The 16,337-nt window shown below is 73.4% G+C and carries 13 protein-coding genes and 1 tRNA gene; 3 read left to right on the forward strand and 11 right to left on the reverse strand.

All coding sequences use genetic code 11. The features are described 5' to 3' along the window. The first annotated feature begins 4 nt into the window (after positions 1-4). Positions 5-1,276, forward strand: coding sequence for a glycosyltransferase (locus tag JNO44_RS19385; RefSeq protein ID WP_205365448.1), 1,272 nt, complete (start codon positions 5-7; stop codon positions 1,274-1,276). 73 nt (positions 1,277-1,349) lie between these two features. On the opposite strand, the gene JNO44_RS19390 is transcribed toward JNO44_RS19385, so the two are convergent. Then, positions 1,350-2,576 (reverse strand): cytochrome P450, encoded by a 1,227-nt coding sequence (locus tag JNO44_RS19390; RefSeq protein ID WP_205365449.1) that lies wholly within the window; start codon positions 2,574-2,576, stop codon positions 1,350-1,352. Positions 2,577-2,791: 215 nt separating this feature from the next. Here JNO44_RS19390 and JNO44_RS19395 point away from each other — a divergent pair, with 215 nt between their 5' ends. Then, positions 2,792-5,926, forward strand: coding sequence for an ATP-binding protein (locus JNO44_RS19395; protein ID WP_205365450.1), 3,135 nt, complete (start codon positions 2,792-2,794; stop codon positions 5,924-5,926). A 44-nt stretch (positions 5,927-5,970) separates the two neighbouring features. On the opposite strand, the gene JNO44_RS19400 is transcribed toward JNO44_RS19395, so the two are convergent. The 10 genes from JNO44_RS19400 to galU all read right to left on the reverse strand — a co-directional run bounded on the left by JNO44_RS19400 (position 5,971) and on the right by galU (position 15,587). Beyond that, positions 5,971-8,073, reverse strand: a complete 2,103-nt coding sequence (locus JNO44_RS19400; RefSeq protein ID WP_205365451.1) for a bifunctional polysaccharide deacetylase/glycosyltransferase family 2 protein — start codon at positions 8,071-8,073, stop codon at positions 5,971-5,973. A 197-nt stretch (positions 8,074-8,270) separates the two neighbouring features. Next, a complete protein-coding gene (locus JNO44_RS19405) occupies positions 8,271-8,663 on the reverse strand; it encodes a hypothetical protein (RefSeq protein ID WP_205365452.1) in 393 nt (130 codons plus the stop codon). Between the two features lie 336 nt (positions 8,664-8,999). Further along, a complete protein-coding gene (locus tag JNO44_RS19410) occupies positions 9,000-9,881 on the reverse strand; it encodes a chitosanase (protein ID WP_205365453.1) in 882 nt (293 codons plus the stop codon). A 410-nt stretch (positions 9,882-10,291) separates the two neighbouring features. After that, positions 10,292-10,364: transfer RNA gene (locus JNO44_RS19415), tRNA-Ala, on the reverse strand. Positions 10,365-10,440: 76 nt separating this feature from the next. Then, positions 10,441-11,484, reverse strand: coding sequence for a divisome protein SepX/GlpR (gene sepX / locus JNO44_RS19420; protein WP_205365454.1), 1,044 nt, complete (start codon positions 11,482-11,484; stop codon positions 10,441-10,443). A 152-nt stretch (positions 11,485-11,636) separates the two neighbouring features. After that, a complete protein-coding gene (locus tag JNO44_RS19425; RefSeq protein ID WP_420882664.1) occupies positions 11,637-12,260 on the reverse strand; it encodes a GNAT family N-acetyltransferase in 624 nt (207 codons plus the stop codon). A gap of 14 nt (positions 12,261-12,274) precedes the next feature. After that, on the reverse strand, positions 12,275-12,775 hold the full coding sequence (locus tag JNO44_RS19430) for a MogA/MoaB family molybdenum cofactor biosynthesis protein (protein WP_205365455.1): 501 nt from the start codon (positions 12,773-12,775) through the stop codon (positions 12,275-12,277). Beyond that, positions 12,772-13,254: a cyclic pyranopterin monophosphate synthase MoaC gene (gene moaC, locus JNO44_RS19435; protein ID WP_039635630.1), complete on the reverse strand. Its 483-nt coding sequence runs from the start codon at positions 13,252-13,254 to the stop codon at positions 12,772-12,774. The genes JNO44_RS19430 and moaC overlap by 4 nt, the downstream gene beginning before the upstream one ends. Before the next feature lie 103 nt (positions 13,255-13,357). After that, positions 13,358-14,680: a molybdotransferase-like divisome protein Glp gene (glp, locus tag JNO44_RS19440; protein WP_205365456.1), complete on the reverse strand. Its 1,323-nt coding sequence runs from the start codon at positions 14,678-14,680 to the stop codon at positions 13,358-13,360. Between the two features lie 4 nt (positions 14,681-14,684). Then, positions 14,685-15,587, reverse strand: a complete 903-nt coding sequence (gene galU / locus JNO44_RS19445) for a UTP--glucose-1-phosphate uridylyltransferase GalU (RefSeq protein WP_205365457.1) — start codon at positions 15,585-15,587, stop codon at positions 14,685-14,687. A gap of 110 nt (positions 15,588-15,697) precedes the next feature. Here galU and JNO44_RS19450 point away from each other — a divergent pair, with 110 nt between their 5' ends. After that, entirely contained in the window at positions 15,698-16,276 is a 579-nt protein-coding gene (locus JNO44_RS19450) for a 5-formyltetrahydrofolate cyclo-ligase (protein ID WP_205370079.1), read from the forward strand. The last annotated feature ends 61 nt before the right edge of the window (positions 16,277-16,337 follow it).

Genomic DNA, 16,337 nt, shown 5'->3' on the forward strand with positions numbered 1-16,337 from the left:
TCCCATGAACATCCTCATCGCCGCCGCCGGCTCCTACGGCGACATCGCCCCGTACACCGGCCTCGGCGCCCGCCTCCGGGCCGCCGGCCACCAGGTCGCCCTCGCCACCCACGACGGCCACGCCCCGCTGGTCCGCGCCGCCGGCCTGGACTTCCGCAGCCTCCCCGCCGACCCCCGCGCCGCCGACCCCGGGGAGCCGGACACCGCCGGCACCCCCACCGGCCGCCGCGCCCTGTTGCGCCGCGCCGCCGCCTTCGTCGAACAGCTCGGCACCGGCATGGCCGACGCCGTCGCCCCGGACACCGAGCTGCTCCTGCTGACCACCACCACGGCCCCGCTCGGCTGGCACCTCGCCGAGGCGCTGGGCATCCCGTCCGTCGGCGCCTACCTCGTGCCCACCGCGCCGACCCGCGCCTTCTCCCCCGTCGTCAGCGGCGGCCGGCAGCTGGGAGGTTGGGGCAACCGCACCGCCGGCCGCTTCTCCGTCCGCGTCGTCGACCGCCTCTACACCGGCGCCGCCCGTGCCCTGCGCACCCGGCTGGGCCTGCCGCCGGCCACCCCGGCGACGGTCCGCCGCCGCGTCGAGGCCGCCGACTGGCCCGTCCTGCACGGCTTCAGCGAACTGCTGGTGCCCCGCCCCGCCGACTGGCGCCCCGGCCTGGACGTCACCGGTTACTGGTGGCCCCACCACGCCCCGGACGCCCAACTCCCGCCCGCCCTGGAGGACTTCCTCAACGCCGGCCCGCCGCCGGTCTCCCTCGGCTTCGGCAGCATGGCCGCCGACGACGCCGAGCGGCTGAGCGCCCTCGCCGTCCGCGCCCTGCGCCGCGCCGGCCTCCGCGGCGTCCTGCTGTCCGGCAACGCCGCCCTGACCGCCGCCGACTCCCCGGGCGACGACATCCTCACCGTCCCCACCCCGGTCCCGCACGCCCTCCTCTTCCCGCGCGTCGCCGCGGCCGTGCACCACTGCGGCGCCGGCACCTCGGCCGCGGCGCTGCGCGCCGGGATCCCGTCGGTCCCCGTCCCGTTCACCGCCGACCAGCCCTTCTGGGCCGCCCGCCTGGCCGCCCTGGGCACCGCCACCGCCGCCCTCCCCTTCCCCGTCCTCGCCACGAAGCTCTCCCTCGACGACGCGGTGGCCCGCCTCGCCGCCGCCCTCACCGAGGCCACCACCACCTTGGCCCTGCGCACCCGGGCCCGGGCCGCCGCCGGACACCTCGCCGCCGAGGACGGCGCCACCGCCGCCCTGGCCGCCCTCGACCGCCTCGCGCACTGACCCTCGCCCCCCGCACACGGGAAAGCCCCCGCCGGACGTCCCCGGCGGGGGCTTCAGCGCGCGGCCGACGGCTCTACCGGGCCGGCTCCGCCCAGGTGACCGGCAGCGCGTGGACGCCGTAGATGCTCATGTCGGTCCTGAGCTTCACCTCGCCGGCGGGGACGGCGAGTTCGAGGGTCGGGAAGCGGCGCAGCAGCCCGCCGAACCCGGCACGCATCTCGACCCGGGCCAGCTGCTGGCCGAGGCACTGGTGGACGCCGTGCCCGAAGGAGAGATGACCGCGGGCCCTGCGGTGGACGTCCAGGGTGTCGGGGTCGTCGAAGCGCCGGGGGTCGCGGTTGGCGGCCGACAACGCGACGACGACGGTCGATCCCTTGCCGATGGTCTCGCCGGCGAGCTCGATGTCCTCCGTGGCGTAGCGGTAGAAGATGTCGGCGACGGACAGGTGGCGAAGGAGTTCCTCGACGGCGTCGGGCAGCAGATCCGGTTCGGCGCGCAGCGCGGCCAGTTGCTCGGGGTGCTCCAGGAGCGCGAAGGTGCCCAGTGCCAGCATGTTGGCGGTGGTCTCGTGGCCCGCGAGCAGCAGCAGGAAGGCGATGCCGACCAGTTCCTCGACGGCGAGGTCGTCGTCGCTGGCCAGGTCGGACAGGATGTCCTCGCCGGGCTCGGCCCGCTTGCGGGTGACCAGTTGGGCGAGGTACGTGGTCAGCGCGTCGTACGCGGCCATCTTCTCGTCGAGCGACTGGTCCTTGACCAGGATCTGGGCGGAGTTGGCCTGGAAGGTCTCGCGGTCCTCGTAGGGGACGCCGAGCAGTTCGCAGATCACCAGCGAGGGCACCGGCAGCGCGAACTCCTTGACCAGGTCGACCGGCGGGGCGAGCCGCGCCATCTCGTCCAGCTGCCGCTCGACGATGTCGCCGATGTGCGCTTCGAGTTGTTTCATGCGCCGGACGGTGAAGGCGCCGGTGAGCTTGCGCCGCAGCCGGGTGTGGTCCGGCGGGTCCATGGCGACGAACAGGCCCGGCACCTGCGGGGACGGTTCGGTCATGGCGGGCATGCCGGGGGTCTCGTACGGCAGGTGCAGCACACCGATGTCCTGGCGGGAGCTGAAGCGGGTGTCGGCCATGAGCCGGCGGACCGCGTCGTAGCCGGTGACGAGCCAGCCCTCGTGGCCGTCGGGGAAGACCAGGGGACTGACCGGGCGGCCTTCGCGCAGCCGGGTGAGGTCGCGGGGCGGGTCGAAGGGGCCCGCATCGCGCTCCGTGGGGAGACCGTGCGGGATGCGAACCGTTTCGCTCATCGGATGTCCTTTCGTGGCAGCTCGTGCGGTCACGATCGCCGACGCCCCTGACACCCCGCTGACACGGCTCTGACACCGGCCGCGCCCGGGGACGGCCCGGCTCCCGGCAGCGGATCGCGCCCCGGGCCGGCGTCCCGAAAACCCTTGCCCGGCAACGGTCTCCGCCGCGTCGAACTGCCAGGGTCGCGCCCCTCGCCCATGGCAAAATCAGCCGGGTGCAGATCGGGATACTGGGGCCCTTCGAGGTGCGCACGGCGGACGGCGTCCTCACCGACGTGCCCGGCGCCCGGCTGCGCGGGCTGCTGATCGCCCTCGCGCTCGAAGCAGGTCACCTCGTCCCGAAGGCGACGCTCATCGACTGGATCTGGGGTGAGCGCCCGCCCGCCGACGCGACAAACGCCTTGCAGCGCCTGGTTTCCCGGCTGCGGAAGGTACTGCCGGAGAAGTCCGTCGAGGGGCGGCCGAACGGCTACCGGCTGACGGTGGCACCCGACGCCGTCGACGCCCTGCGGTTCGAACGCCTCGTCGGCCAGGCCCGCGACGACGACGATCCGCGGTGGCTGCGCGAGGCCCTCGCACTGTGGCGCGGTGCGGCCCTGCAGGACGTCGGTCTGCAGGACAGCGCGGCGTTCGACGCGGCCGTCACCCGGCTCGACGGGCTGCGCCTGACGGCCATGGAGGATCGGTTCGACGCGGAGATCGGCCTCGGCCGCGGCAGGGAACTGGTCACGGAGCTGACCGACCTGGTGGCCGCGCACCCGGTCCGGGAACGGCTGGTCGCCGCGTTGATGCGGGCCCTCGTCGCGACCGGTCGCGACACCGAGGCGCTGCTCGTGTACCAGCGCACCAGGGAGACTCTGGCCCACACGCTCGGCGTCGACCCCTCACCGGAGCTGTCCGCCGTCCATGTCGCGCTGCTGCGGGGCGAGTTGGGCCGCCCGGCGGAGCACCGCAGGACCAATGTGCGCGCCGAGCTGACCAGCTTCGTCGGCAAGGACGCCGATGTCGCCGCGGTCCGCGAACTCACCGCCGAGCACCGGCTCACCACCCTGATCGGGCCGGGCGGCTCCGGAAAGACCAGACTCGCCACGGAAACCGCGCGCACCCTGCTCGACGACCTGCCGGACGGGGCCTGGCTGGTGGAGCTCGCGGCCGTCGCCGCGGACGGCGACGTGGCACACGCGACGCTCGCCGCGCTCGGCCTGCGGGACGCGCTGCTCGGCGAGGCGCCGCCGGACGCGGGGCCCACGGACCGGGCCGTCGCCGCGGTCCGTGACCGGGCGATGTTGCTGATCCTGGACAACTGCGAGCACCTGATCGAGTCCGCGGCGGTGTTCGCCCACCGGATGCTCGGGGAGTGCCGGCGGCTGAGGATCCTCGCGACGAGCCGGGAACCCCTCGGCATCATCGGCGAGGCACTGTGGCCGGTCGCGCCGTTGGCCCTCCCCGCCAAGGACGCCGGCCCCGACGAGATCGCGTCCTCCCCGGCCGTCCGGCTGCTGCGGAGCCGGGCCGGCGCGGTGCGCAAGGACCTCGTGGCGGACGCCCGCACCCTGTCGACCATGGCGCGCATCTGCCGGGCGCTGGACGGCATGCCGCTGGCGATCGAACTCGCCGCGGCCAGGTCGCGCACCCTCTCCCTCGACCAGCTCGCCCATCGGCTCGACGACCGGTTCCGCCTGCTGACCGGCGGCAGCCGCACCGCCCTGCCACGGCACCGGACACTGCGCGCGGTGATCGACTGGAGCTGGGAACTGCTCACCGACGCCGAACGGACGGTGCTGCGCAGACTCTCGGTGTTCTCCGGGGGCGCGAGCCTGGAAGCGGCCGAGCGGGTCTGCGCGGGCGGCGCGGTCGGAACGGGCCAGGTGCTCGATCTGCTGACCGCGCTGACCGAGAAATCCCTGGTGCTCGCCGAGGGCGACCGGGCGCCGCGCTACCGGATGCTCGGCACGGTCAAGGAGTACGCCGAGCAGCGCCTCGCGGAGGCGGGGGAATCGGATCCGACCCGCCGTGCGCACCTCGCGTGCTTCACCGAACTCGCCGCCGCCGCGGAGCCGCACCTGCGCCGCGCCGGCCAGTTGGAATGGCTTGCCGCGCTCACGGCCGAGCACGACAACATCGGCGCCGCGATGCGCGGTGCGCTCGCGGCCGGCGACGCGGAGGGGGCGATGCGGCTCGCCGCCGCCGCCGGCTGGTACTGGTGGCTCGGCGGGCACAAGGCCGAGGGCAACGAGCTGATCATGGCGGCGGTCGCCCTGCCCGGCGAGGTGCCCGACGAGATCCGGGCGCTCGTGTACGCCTTCGTCGTGCAGTTCGTGACCTCCGGGCAGCAGAGCGACCAGTACCGCGCGGCCGAGTGGATCCACCGGGCCTACGCGATCAGCCGGGGGGTGCGGAGCCGGCACCCGGCGCTGGAGTTCGTCGTCCCCCTGGAACGCATGCTGCACGCGCCGGACGCGTTCCTGCCGGCGCTCGAACCGCTGCTCGCCCACGAGGACCCCTGGGTGTGCGCCATGGCCCGGCTGCACCTCGGCAAGACGCGGATCATGCTCGGCCACGCCGGCCGGGACGCCGACGCCCATCTCCAGACCGCGCTCACCGAGTTCCGCGCGCTCGGCGAGCGGTGGGGAATCGCGTTCGCCCAGACCGAACTGGCGGAACGCCTGGCCGTCCGCGGCGACTTCGCCGGCGCGTGCGCCCACTACGAACAGGCCGTCGCGGTCGTCACCGAGGTCGGTGCCATCGAGGACGCCGTACGGATGCGGTCGCTGCAGGCCCAGTTGTACTGGCTGTTGGGCGATGCGGAGTCGAGCGCGGCCGCGATGGCCGAGGCGGAGCGGTACGCGGAACGCGCCGCCTGGCCGAACGTGCTGGCCGAGCTGGCCCTGGCGAAGGCGGAACTCGCACGCTGGAACGGCGACGCCGCGCAGGCGCACCGCCAACTCGACATCGCGACGGCGATGTTGGGCGACGACGCCGGGCGCGCGATCGTCCGCGCGATACTCCAGGACCTCCTGGGCTACCTCGCCACGGACCACGACGAGGCCCGCACACACCGCATCGCGGCCTTCCGGGCGGCGTCCGAGGCGGGGCACGCGCCCCTGATCGCCCGGGCGCTCGTCGGAACCGCGGATCTGGCGCTGCGCGACGAGCAGTACGAGCAGGCCGCGCGGCTGCTGGCGGCGAGCGCCCGCGTGCGCGGCCTGCCGGACCGCTCCCAACCGGATGTGGCCCGCATCGAACAGGCCGCACGGCGCCACCTCGGCGCCGCCCGGTTCACCGGGGCGACGCAGGAAGGCACCCGGGCCGACTGGCGCGACCTGGCCGCCCGCACGCTCCCCGGCTGATCCTCGCCCGACGGCACGCCGCGGCACCGCACGACGGGGCCCCGTCAGCCCCGCGCCCCCGACGCCGGTGACAGCGGCGGTTCCTGGTGGGAGCCGTAGCGCTCCATGCGCTGCCAGCGCAGGCGGCTGCCGGACAGGGCCGTGGCCACCGACTGGACCACCACGAGGTACATCAACTGGCGGTAGACGAACTGCTGGAACGGCAGGCTCCACAGCGGCCCGAGCCGTTCGCCGTCGAGCCGGAACGCATAGACGCCGGTGAGGACCTGGACGAGCAGGAACGAGCACCACAGCAGCAGTACGTGGACGGGGTCGAGGAAGATCAGCCCGTACACGCTCAGCACGTCGACCAAGGGTGCCAGCAACGGCAGCAGCACCTGGAAGAGCAGCAGGAAGAGCAGCCCGCGACGGCCGAACGTGCCGGCGGCCCCGCTCTGGCGGGCGGCGCCGCGGTGCTTCCACATCGCCTGCAGGGTCCCGTAGCACCAGCGGTAGCGCTGCCGCCACAGGGCGCCGAGGGAAGCGGGAGCCTCGGTCCAGGCGATGGCCTTCTCCTCGTAGACCACGCGCCAGCCGTCGCGCCAGATCGCCATGGTGAGGTCGGTGTCCTCGGCGAGCGTCGCCTCGGAGACACCGCCGACCCGCACCAGCGCGGCCCGGCGCCAGGCGCCGATCGCGCCCGGCACCGTGGGCATGCACCGGGCCAGGTCGAAGAGCCGCCGGTCCAGGTTGAAGCCGACGACGTACTCGATGTGCTGCCAACGTCCCAGCAGACCACGCCGGTTGACGACCTTGGCGTTGCCGGAGACCGCTCCGATCCGCGGATCGGCGAACGGCTGCACCAGATGGCGGACCGCGTCCGGCTCGAAGACCGTGTCGCCGTCCATCATCACCACGATCTCGTGCGAAGCGGCGGCGATCCCCGTGTTGAGCGCGGCGGGCTTGCCCGCGTTCTGCTGGCGGATCACCCGTACGCCCGGCAGGCCGAGCGCCTCGACGATGTCGGCGGTGCCGTCGCTGGAGCCGTCGTCCACGACGATGATCTCGACCGGGTGGTCGGAGGCGACCAGGGACCGGACGGTCGCCTCGATACCGGCCGACTCGTTGTAGGCCGGCACGATCACCGACACCGGTTCGGTGACCGGCGCTCCCCACTCCTTCCTGGCCTCCCTCCGGTGCCTGGCCGCGGCGATCATGGAGATCACCGCGCGCAGGATGCCCAGCAGTCCGGCGACGAGCAGCAGGACGTCGAGTGCGTCGAGACCCCAGACCGCCCCCTTGAGCAGCCACAGCAGCCCGACGCCGAGCAGGTGCTCGCCGGTGGAGGACGGCAGGTTGGCGTCGGCGAGGTGGAACGCCTGGCTGACCGTCTGGAAGCGGTAGCCGCGCGCCTTCAGGCGCGGGATCAGCGTGTCCAGCGCGGCCACGGTCTGTGCGCGGTCACCGCCGGCGTCGTGGAAGAGGATCACCTGGCCGGTGGACCCGGGCGGGGTGGCGTTGCGGACGATCTTCTGCACGCCCGGCTTCTGCCAGTCCTCGCTGTCCTGGGTGACCAGCACGGTCAGGTAGCCCAGCTTGCCGAGCTGTCGCATCGTGGCCCAGTCGGCGTTGCCCACCGCGTCGGCGCCGGACGAGTACGGCGGGCGGAAGAGGTTGCTGGTGACACCCGCGGCGCCGGCCACCGCGAGCTGGTCCTCGCGCATCTCCATCGTGCGCTGCCAGCCGGGCAGGCTGGGCAGATAGGGGTGGGTGAAGCTGTGCAGGCCGAGTTCGTCGTGGTCCTTCGCCATCCGCGCGACCAGGTCGGGTTGTGCGGTCACGCCGGTGCCCACGAGGAAGAAGGTCGCGGGCACGTGGTGCCGCTCCAGCGCCGCCAGGACCTTGGGGGTCCAGGTCGGGTCCGGGCCGTCGTCGAAGGTGAGCACCACGGTGTGCGCGGGCGGCGTGAGCGAGACCGGTTTGGCTCCGCCTGCCGAGATCACCGGCCCGCCGTTCTCGACCGAGGTCGGCACCTGGTCGACAGGACCCTGCGGAGGGTTCCCACCGTCGTCATGGAAGCCGAACATGTGCTGCGTGTAGCCCTCGATGAGCAGCGTGAGGGTGAGGGTCAGCACCATGGTCACCAGCAGCACCCAATGGGTGCGCACCGGCGTTTCGCGGGCGGTAGGGCCACGCTGTGGAGAAGTGGTCACATCGGTGATTTCTGGATGGGTGGCGAGTTCTGGAACGGGTCGGCCTGCCGGGGAGGTGCCGAGGAAGGGCCGCGCGGCGCCGCGAGGAGTCGGTGGGGCACCGCAGGCGCGGCCCGGGGGCCGGAGCGGTTCCTGACGGATCGCCGAGCGCGTCAGAATGCGCCGTGGGTGGGCAGGACGGGGGGCGGCGCGGTCGGGGTCCGCTTCGGGTGCGGGGACGGCTTGGGGCTCGGGGACCGCTTCGGCCCCGGGGACGGTTTCGGGCTCGGCGACGGTTTCGCCGTCGAGCGCGACTTGACCTTGGCGGACGCGCCGCCGACGGCCTTGGACACCGTCGTTCCCCGGCCCGGGCTCCGATGCCGCTTGACGGTGGCCACGGCCGTCGGGGACGTCCGGGGCCGGGGCGCCTTGGGCGCGGCGACGGCGCTCGCGCCCGGCTTCGGCCGCATGGGGTGCGGCAGCAGCGCCGGCAGGGTCGGGCCACCCAGGAGGGTGCTGACGAGCAGGGCGACGTAGGCCACCGCCGGCGCCACCAACGCGGCCACCAGGAGGCGCAGCCGTCTGCGGCGGCCTCCCGACGCGTCGACGAAAATGGGTTTGGGAGTGAGGCGCCGGATCGGTTTGCCACTCAGCCGCAGCGTGTCACCGGTGGTCCCGGCCGGGGATCCAGCCGCGGTAGGCCCCTGAGAGGGAACATCGGGAGACGTGGACGCGTCAGGCATCACTTCGTCCCCGGCGGGCGCCTGGCCCTCCGGAATGGTCTGCACAAGATCCGGACACTAGTGGCCGAATTTATACGCGCGGTACAGGGGCAGTTAAGCCCGCGAAAAAAGTGAGCAAAGCCGATGCCCGACTCGGCGCGGCCGGTGGCGCGAAGTGGGTCAGTCCTGCGGCCTGTTGATGGTCCTTCTGAAGTCGGCGCTCACGGTCAGCGGGCCTTTCAGATCCCACGCGCCGCGGTCCGCGAGCTCCTGCAGGGCCTGCGACCGGTCGACCGCCTGCGGCCAGTCGTTCTGACGGTCGGGGGTGCAGGGGTGCTTCATGTGCTTCTGGCGGACGGCGTTGAACCGGGCCAGCCACTGCGCCTCGTTCACCCCCGAGGCCGGGTTTCCCCCGAGCGCCTCGTCGGTCTCCTGGGCGATCTTCACCATGCCGTCGCAGTCGTCCGCACCCTGGCCCATCATCAGGGCGGTGTCGAAGAGGTTCTCCAGACCCAGTTGGCTCCTGACCCCCTCCCGCGCGCCCAGCTTCATGGCCGGGGCGAGGTACGTGTCGTGTCCCACCCGGATCTGCAGCCTCCGGAAGGTCGGGTCCACGGCGGCCTTCTTCCAGTCGCGCACGAACGCCCCGCCCAGCGCGCCGGTGTCCTCGCTCCCCGAGTCGGCCAGTCGCTGAAGGACGGATGTGTACTTCGCGAGCACGTTGTGGGGTGCGGCGGCGTTGTACGACTTGACCAGCCCGAGCATGTCGCCGCTCTGGCTGCAGAACCCGACCCACCCCGCCGTGTAGCCACAGCCGTCGTGCAGATCGGTGATGTAGCCGTACTGCGGAACGGTGGCACCGTTCTCGAACACCGCGGTGATGTCGTCCATCATCAGGACCGCCGCCGGACCCGCCGCGGGAGCAGCCGGATCCCCGGCCGCACCACCGACCTTGCCAACCTTGTCAGCCTTGTTGCCCCGGTCGGCCTGGTCGGCCGTCCCGGACGTGCACCCGCCCAAGGTGAGCACCGCACCGAGGACGACGAGCAAGGTGCGACGCATTCTGGTCAACTCCACGAACCGCTCCGGCCTGTTCCTGCCTCTTCTTGCCCCCGGGTCTCGCCGGAGACCTTAGCCTGCCGAGTATGCGCTGGTCAGGGCAGCGGGGAGGATACGCCAGCCGGCTCCGGCTCCGCGCTCACCACCGGCCATGCCGCGCCGCCCGAACCGCGGCTCACCAAGCGGGAGTTCGCCGCTCGGACGGACAAGCCAGACGTCCGACGCATCCGCCCCCACGCCACCCGCCACACGTGCGGCCCGCCGCCGGCGGCGCCCGACACCCACCCCCGGATCACGCTCCGGCCCCTTCACCACAGCAAGATCGCCGACGCCACGGCAGTTGCGGCACTTCGCCGCCGCACGACACCAAAGAGCCCCCGCCGGATCTCTCCGACAGGGGCTCTTTCGCACGGTGGACCTGAGGGGACTCGAACCCCTGACCCCCTCGTTGCGAACGAGGTGCGCTACCAGCTGCGCCACAGGCCCTTGCGACGAGTGAAACTCTAGCATCCCGTTCGCCGTGCTCGGAAATCGCTTCCGGTGCTGGTCAGTGGGAGGTCCGTCACTCGTTCGCCGCGCGCGGGCGGTCCTCGTCCTCGTACTGGTCGAAGAGCGGCGTCCGGCCGCGGGCGCGGCGGCCCGGGTGGGTGGGGCGGTCCTGCGAGGGGCTGGGCTGCGGGCGCTCGGGGACGGAGCTGGAGCGGGCGGAGCTCCAGGCGTCGTCGGCGTCGAGATCGACGTGGCTGGTGGCGCGCGGGGCGACCGGGGCGGTGACGTAGGTGGGCAGCGGGACCGGGACGGGCTCCCAGCTGCCGGCGGCCGGGCGGGGGCGCTCCCGCTCGCGCTGCTGGTCGACCCACTCGGCGTGGTCGGTCTCCTCGACGAGGGCGCGAGCGCCGGCGGTGTGCGGGGGCGCCGCCGGGCGGGGCGGCTCGGGGGCGGCCTCCACGGCATCAGCGTGGGCGGCGGGCTGGTGGTCGGCGGCGGGCGGCTGGTCGGCCGCCTGGTGAGGGCGGGGTCTGCCCTCCCGCAGTCGTCGCGCTGCCGCCTCCGCCTTGCGCTGGTCCATGGTGAAGGTGAAGCGGCGGCGCTCCTGGGCACGCAGATAGACGATGTAGGCGGTCAGGAGCACGGCGGGGAGGGCGGGGGCCCAGAAGAAGGGGAGGCCGCCCACGGCCGCGGCGATGGCGCCGGCGGTGAAGGCGACGAACAGCATGGTGATGGTGCGCCGGCGACGGGCCAGGACCTTGGCGCGCTTGGTGCGCTCGGCGAGCGAGGGGCGCAGCGGGGCGCCGTGGGCCCGGGTGGGGGTGTCGTCGGGGAGCGCCGGGGCCGGTGCGGGATCGCCGAAGGACCGGTCGCCGGCCGGGTCGTCCAGGGCGTCCGGTTCCTGCTCGTCGCCGGCATCGTCGGCGGGGCGCGCGCCATGCTCCTTGTCGTAGCGGCGCTGCATGGCCGCACGCCCGGACAGGAGCCGGATGGCCGTGCTGAAGCGCTCGGTGGGACGGGCCTCGTTGAGCTCGTCCTGCCTACGGAGCCACATCGGCACCAAATAGGCGGCCCAGGCCCCGACGATGACTGCGTAGATGAGGCCGCTGCTTCTCACAACTCACACGGTAGAGGGGTTTGCGTGGGGCCATCCGCCAATTGGGCCGGTGTGTCGCACGATCTGGCTGATATCTCGAACTTTTTTTGTGATTGTTGCGATGGAGTTGCGGTGAATGCGGGGACGACAGCGCTGTAATTCGAACAGGCTTTTCATTTGTGGGGTGCGTCGGAGCGGCCGGGCGCTCCGGGTCGCCGGCTCCGCCAGCGGCTGAGAAGTCCTTCCGGCACTTCCTCCGCGGTCAGCGCGAAAACCGCGTGGTCGCGCCAGGCGCCGTCGATGTGGAGGTAGCGGGGGCGGATGCCCTCCTCGCGGAAGCCGAGTTTCTCCACGACGCGACGGCTGGGGATGTTTTCCGGCCGAATGCAGACCTCGATGCGGTGCAGTCCGACGGTGCGGAAACAGTGGTCGACGGCGAGCGCCACCGCGGTCGGCATGACGCCCCGGCCGGCGACTTCCTGGTCGACCCAGTAACCGATATGGCCCGAGCACATCGAGCCCCAGGTGATACCCGCGACGGTGAGTTGGCCGACGAGCCGGCCGCGGTATTCGACGACGAACGGCAGCATCCGGCCGGCGTGCGCCTCGGCCCGCAGATGGCGCACCATCTGCCGGAAGGTGGGGCGGTGCGGCACCGGGACACCGGGCGGGGCCGGCGGGACGGTCGCCTCCCAGGGGCGCAGCCAGTCGCGGTTGCGGCGGTTGACCTCCCGCCAGGGGCGTTGGTCGCGCAGCCTTATGGGGCGGAGGGAGATCTCTCCGTCCGTCAGAACCACCGGCCAGGGCGTGTTCAGCTGGGGCTCCCGGAAGGTCTGGGGTGGTCGCCGCCGCGGATCTGGTCGACGGCGTGCGGGAGGAGGTCGGCGAGGACGGCCAGGCCGTCGCGCACCCCACCGGTCGAGCCGGGGAGGTTGACGATCAGGGTACGACCGGCGACGCCCGCCAGGCCGCGGGAGAGGGCGGCGGTGGGGACCTTGGCGCGGCCGGCGGCGCGGATCGCCTCGGGGATGCCGGGGACCTCGTGGTCGAGGACCCTGCGGGTGGCCTCGGGGGTGCGGTCGGTGGGCGAGATGCCCGTGCCGCCGGTGGTCAGCACCACGTCGTAGCCGGCGGCGACGGCGTCGCGCAGGGCGGCCTCCACCGGGTCGCCGTCGGGGACCACCCGCGGGCCGTCGACCGCGAAGCCCATGGCGGTCAGGCCCTCGACGAGCAGCGGGCCGCCCCTGTCCTCGTAGACGCCGGCGGCGGCGCGGTTGGAGGCCGTGACGACCAGGGCGCGGGCGGGGCTCACGACCGGCTCCAGTCGCCGGACTTGCCGCCGGTCTTCTCCTCGACCCGGACGTCGGAGATCACCGCGGCCTTGTCGACCGCCTTGACCATGTCGACGACGGTGAGCGCGGCGACCGAAACGGCGGTCAGGGCCTCCATCTCGACGCCGGTGCGGTCGGTGGTCTTGACGGTGGCGGTGATCTCGACGGCCTCGTCGGTGACGGCGAGGTCGACCGTGACGCCGGAGACCGCGAGCGGGTGGCACAGCGGGATCAGTTCGGGGGTGCGCTTGGCGCCCATGATGCCGGCGATGCGGGCGGTGGAAAGGGCGTCGCCCTTGGGGACTCCCTCACCGCGCAGCAGCTCGACGACGCGCGGTGCGACCAGCACACGGCCGCGGGCGCGGGCGGTCCGGGCGGTGACGTCCTTGCCGGAGACGTCGACCATGCGGGCCGCGCCGGCCGCGTCGAGATGGGTGAGGTGTTGCTGGCCGCTGCTCATCGTTCTCCCGCTCCATACTGCCGCCTGTGGGACGACACCGTACCCCCGGCCCCGGAGGGCCTCCGCTACGGGCCGTCCCCGCCACCGCTGCTCCCGGTGGGCGTCAGCGGTGTCCGAGCGGGATGACCTCCACGGTGGCGTCCGCGGGGACCTCGGTGGCGTCCTCGGGGACGACGATCAGGGCGTCGGCGTGCGCCATCGCCTTGATGAGGTGGGAGCCGCTGCCGCCGACGGGGGTGACCGTGCCGGCCACCGGGTCGTAGGAGCCGCGGAGGAACTGCCGCCGGCCGCGGGGCGAGGAGCCGAGCGGCTCGGTGACGCGGGCGCGGGCGGTGCGGCGGTGCACCTCGGGGTGGCCCATCAGCGTGCGGATGACGGGGCGGACGAACAGTTCGAAGGAGACGTAGGAGCTGACCGGATTGCCGGGCAGGGCGAGCAGCGGGATGCGGTCGGGGCCGATCAGGCCGAAGCCCTGGGGCTTGCCGGGCTGCATGGCGAGCTTGCGGAACTCGACCCGGCCCTCGTCGCTGGAGAGGTCGGCCAGGGTCTCCTTGACGACGTCGTACGCGCCGACGCTGACGCCGCCGCTGGTGACCAGGACGTCGGCGCGCGCGTACTGGTCCTCCAGGGCGGCGCGCAGGGTCTTCGCGTCGTCGGCGACGGCGCCGACGCGGTAGGCGAGGGCGCCGGCCTCGCGGGCGGCGGCGGTGAGCTGGAAGCTGTTGGAGTCGTGGATCTGGCCGGGGCCCAACGGCTCGCCGGGCGGGACCAGTTCGCTGCCGGTGGAGAGCACCACGACCCGGGGGCGACGGTGGACCGTGACGGTGTCCAGGCCGAGGGCGGCGAGCAGGCCGAGCTGGGTGGGGCCGAGGACGGTGCCGGCGGACAGGGCCGGGTCGCCGGCCTGCGCGTCGCCGCCGGCCCGGCGGATGTGGGCGCCGGCCGCGGCCGGGCGGTGCACCCGGACCTCGCCGCCCGCGTCCTGCGGGGCGGCGCTGTGGGCGCGCATCGTGGCGGCCGGGCCCTGGCCGGTGCCGCCGTCGGTCCACTCGACGGGGACCACCGCGTCGGCGCCGGGCGGCACCGGGGCGCCGGTCATGATGCGGGCGGCCTGGCCGGGCCCGACGGTGGGGAGTTCACCGCTGCCGGCGGCGACGTCGCCGATGACGGTGAGGGGGGCCGGGGACGCCTCGGTGGCGGCCGCGACGTCGGCGGCGCGCACCGCGTAGCCGTCCATGGAGCTGTTGTCGAACGGCGGCAGCGGCAACGGGACGGTGAGGTCCTCGGCGAGGACGCAGCCCTGGGCGTCGAGGAGTTGCCGGGTGACCGGGACCGGCGGGCGGAGCCTCGCCAGCACGTCGTCGAGATGTTCGGCCACCGACCAGACGCGGTCAGGGTGGGAGGTCCGGTCGGTGGAGCCGTTCAACGTCCTACATCTCCTCGGTGACGTAACTGCGCAGCCAGGCCCGGAAGTCGGGCCCCAGGTCCTCACGTTCGCATGCCAGTCTGACAATGGCACGCAGATAGTCTCCGCGGTCGCCGGTGTCATAGCGGCGGCCCTTGAAGACCACGCCGTGCACCGGCCCGCCCAGCTCGGGGTGGGCGGCCAGCACCTGGAGGGCGTCGGTGAGCTGGATCTCGCCGCCGCGGCCGGGGTCGGTCTTGCGCAGCACCTCGAAGACGGCCGGGTCGAGGATGTAGCGGCCGATGATGGCGAGGTTGCTGGGCGCCTCGGCCGGCTCGGGCTTCTCGACCAGGTCGGAGACGGTGACCACGTCGTCGTCGCCGGTGGGGGCGGCGGCCGCGCAGCCGTAGAGGTGGATGTTGGCGGGATCGACCTCCATCAGGGCGACGACCGAGCCGCCGTGCTCCTCGCGGACCTCTATCATCCGGCGCAGCAGGGGGTCGCGGGGGTCGATGAGGTCGTCGCCCAGCAGGACCGCGAACGGCTGGTCGCCGACGTGCGGTGCGGCACACAGCACGGCGTGGCCCAGGCCCTTGGGGTTGCCCTGGCGGACGTAGTGGATGGTGGCCAGATCGCTGGATTCCAGGACCTTGGCGAGCCGGGACCCGTCGCCCTTGCGGTGCAGGGCTTCTTCGAGCTCGTAGTTGCGGTCGAAGTGGTCCTCCAGGGGACGCTTGTTCCGACCGGTCACCATGAGGACGTCGGAGAGTCCGGCCGCGGCTGCCTCCTCCACCACGTACTGGATGGCGGGCTTGTCGACGACCGGCAGCATTTCCTTGGGCGTGGCCTTGGTCGCCGGCAGGAACCGGGTGCCGAGCCCTGCTGCCGGGATGACAGCCTTGCTGATCCGTGCATGCGATGGGGTCATGCGCGACACCCTAACCGGACCGGACGGACCGATGATGAGCGTCCGGTTAAGAGATCATGAGAGCCCGAGCGAGGCCCACGGTGAGCGTTGAGCACGAGGAAAAGCGCAGGTTGCGGCGGGATCTCCTGGAGGTGAGGAGGGCGTTGCCGGCCGATGTCGTCGCGGCCCGGGGCGCCGCGCTGGCCCGCCGGGTGCGGGAGCTGGACGAGCTGCGGGCGGTGTCCGCGGACAGCCCGCCGACCGTCGCCGCGTATGTGTCGATCGGCGGCGAACCGGACACCCGGGCGCTGATCGACGGGCTGCGGGCGGCCGGGGTGCGGGTGCTGCTGCCGGTACTGCTGCCGGACAACGACCTGGACTGGGCGGTATACGAAGGGCCCGACCACCTGGTCCCGGCGGGCTGGGGGCTGCACGAGCCGGACGGGCCGCGGCTGATGCCGGAGGCCGTCACCCAGGCGGATGTGGTGCTGCTGCCGGGGCTGGCCGTGGACCGGACGGGACTGCGGCTGGGCCGCGGCGGCGGCTCGTACGACCGGGTGCTGGCCCGGCTGGAGCGGGCCGGGGGACGGACGTCGCTGGTGGTGCTGGTCTACGACGACGAGGTGGTGGACGCGGTCCCGGCCGAGCCGCACGACCGCCGGGTGCACGCCGCGGTGACGCCGTCGGGGGTGCACCGCTTCCGGCACTGACCGCTCGGCCCGCGGGGCGGCGGCGGTGTTTCACGTGAAACGCCGTCGGGCGGACCGGAGA

Source organism: Streptomyces noursei (genome assembly GCF_016917755.1).
GTDB classification, from domain to species: Bacteria; Actinomycetota; Actinomycetes; order Streptomycetales; family Streptomycetaceae; genus Streptomyces; species Streptomyces yunnanensis.

What these genes read in the sequence shown, in the direction of transcription:
- JNO44_RS19410 (WP_205365453.1), bottom strand. Translation starts at nt 9,881, where the DNA reads ATGCGTCGCACCTTGCTCGTCGTCCTCGGTGCGGTGCTCACCTTGGGC.
- JNO44_RS19385 (WP_205365448.1), top strand. Translation starts at nt 5, where the DNA reads ATGAACATCCTCATCGCCGCCGCCGGCTCCTACGGCGACATCGCCCCG.
- moaC (WP_039635630.1), bottom strand. Translation starts at nt 13,254, where the DNA reads ATGAGCAGCGGCCAGCAACACCTCACCCATCTCGACGCGGCCGGCGCG.
- galU (WP_205365457.1), bottom strand. Translation starts at nt 15,587, where the DNA reads ATGACCCCATCGCATGCACGGATCAGCAAGGCTGTCATCCCGGCAGCA.
- JNO44_RS19390 (WP_205365449.1), bottom strand. Translation starts at nt 2,576, where the DNA reads ATGAGCGAAACGGTTCGCATCCCGCACGGTCTCCCCACGGAGCGCGAT.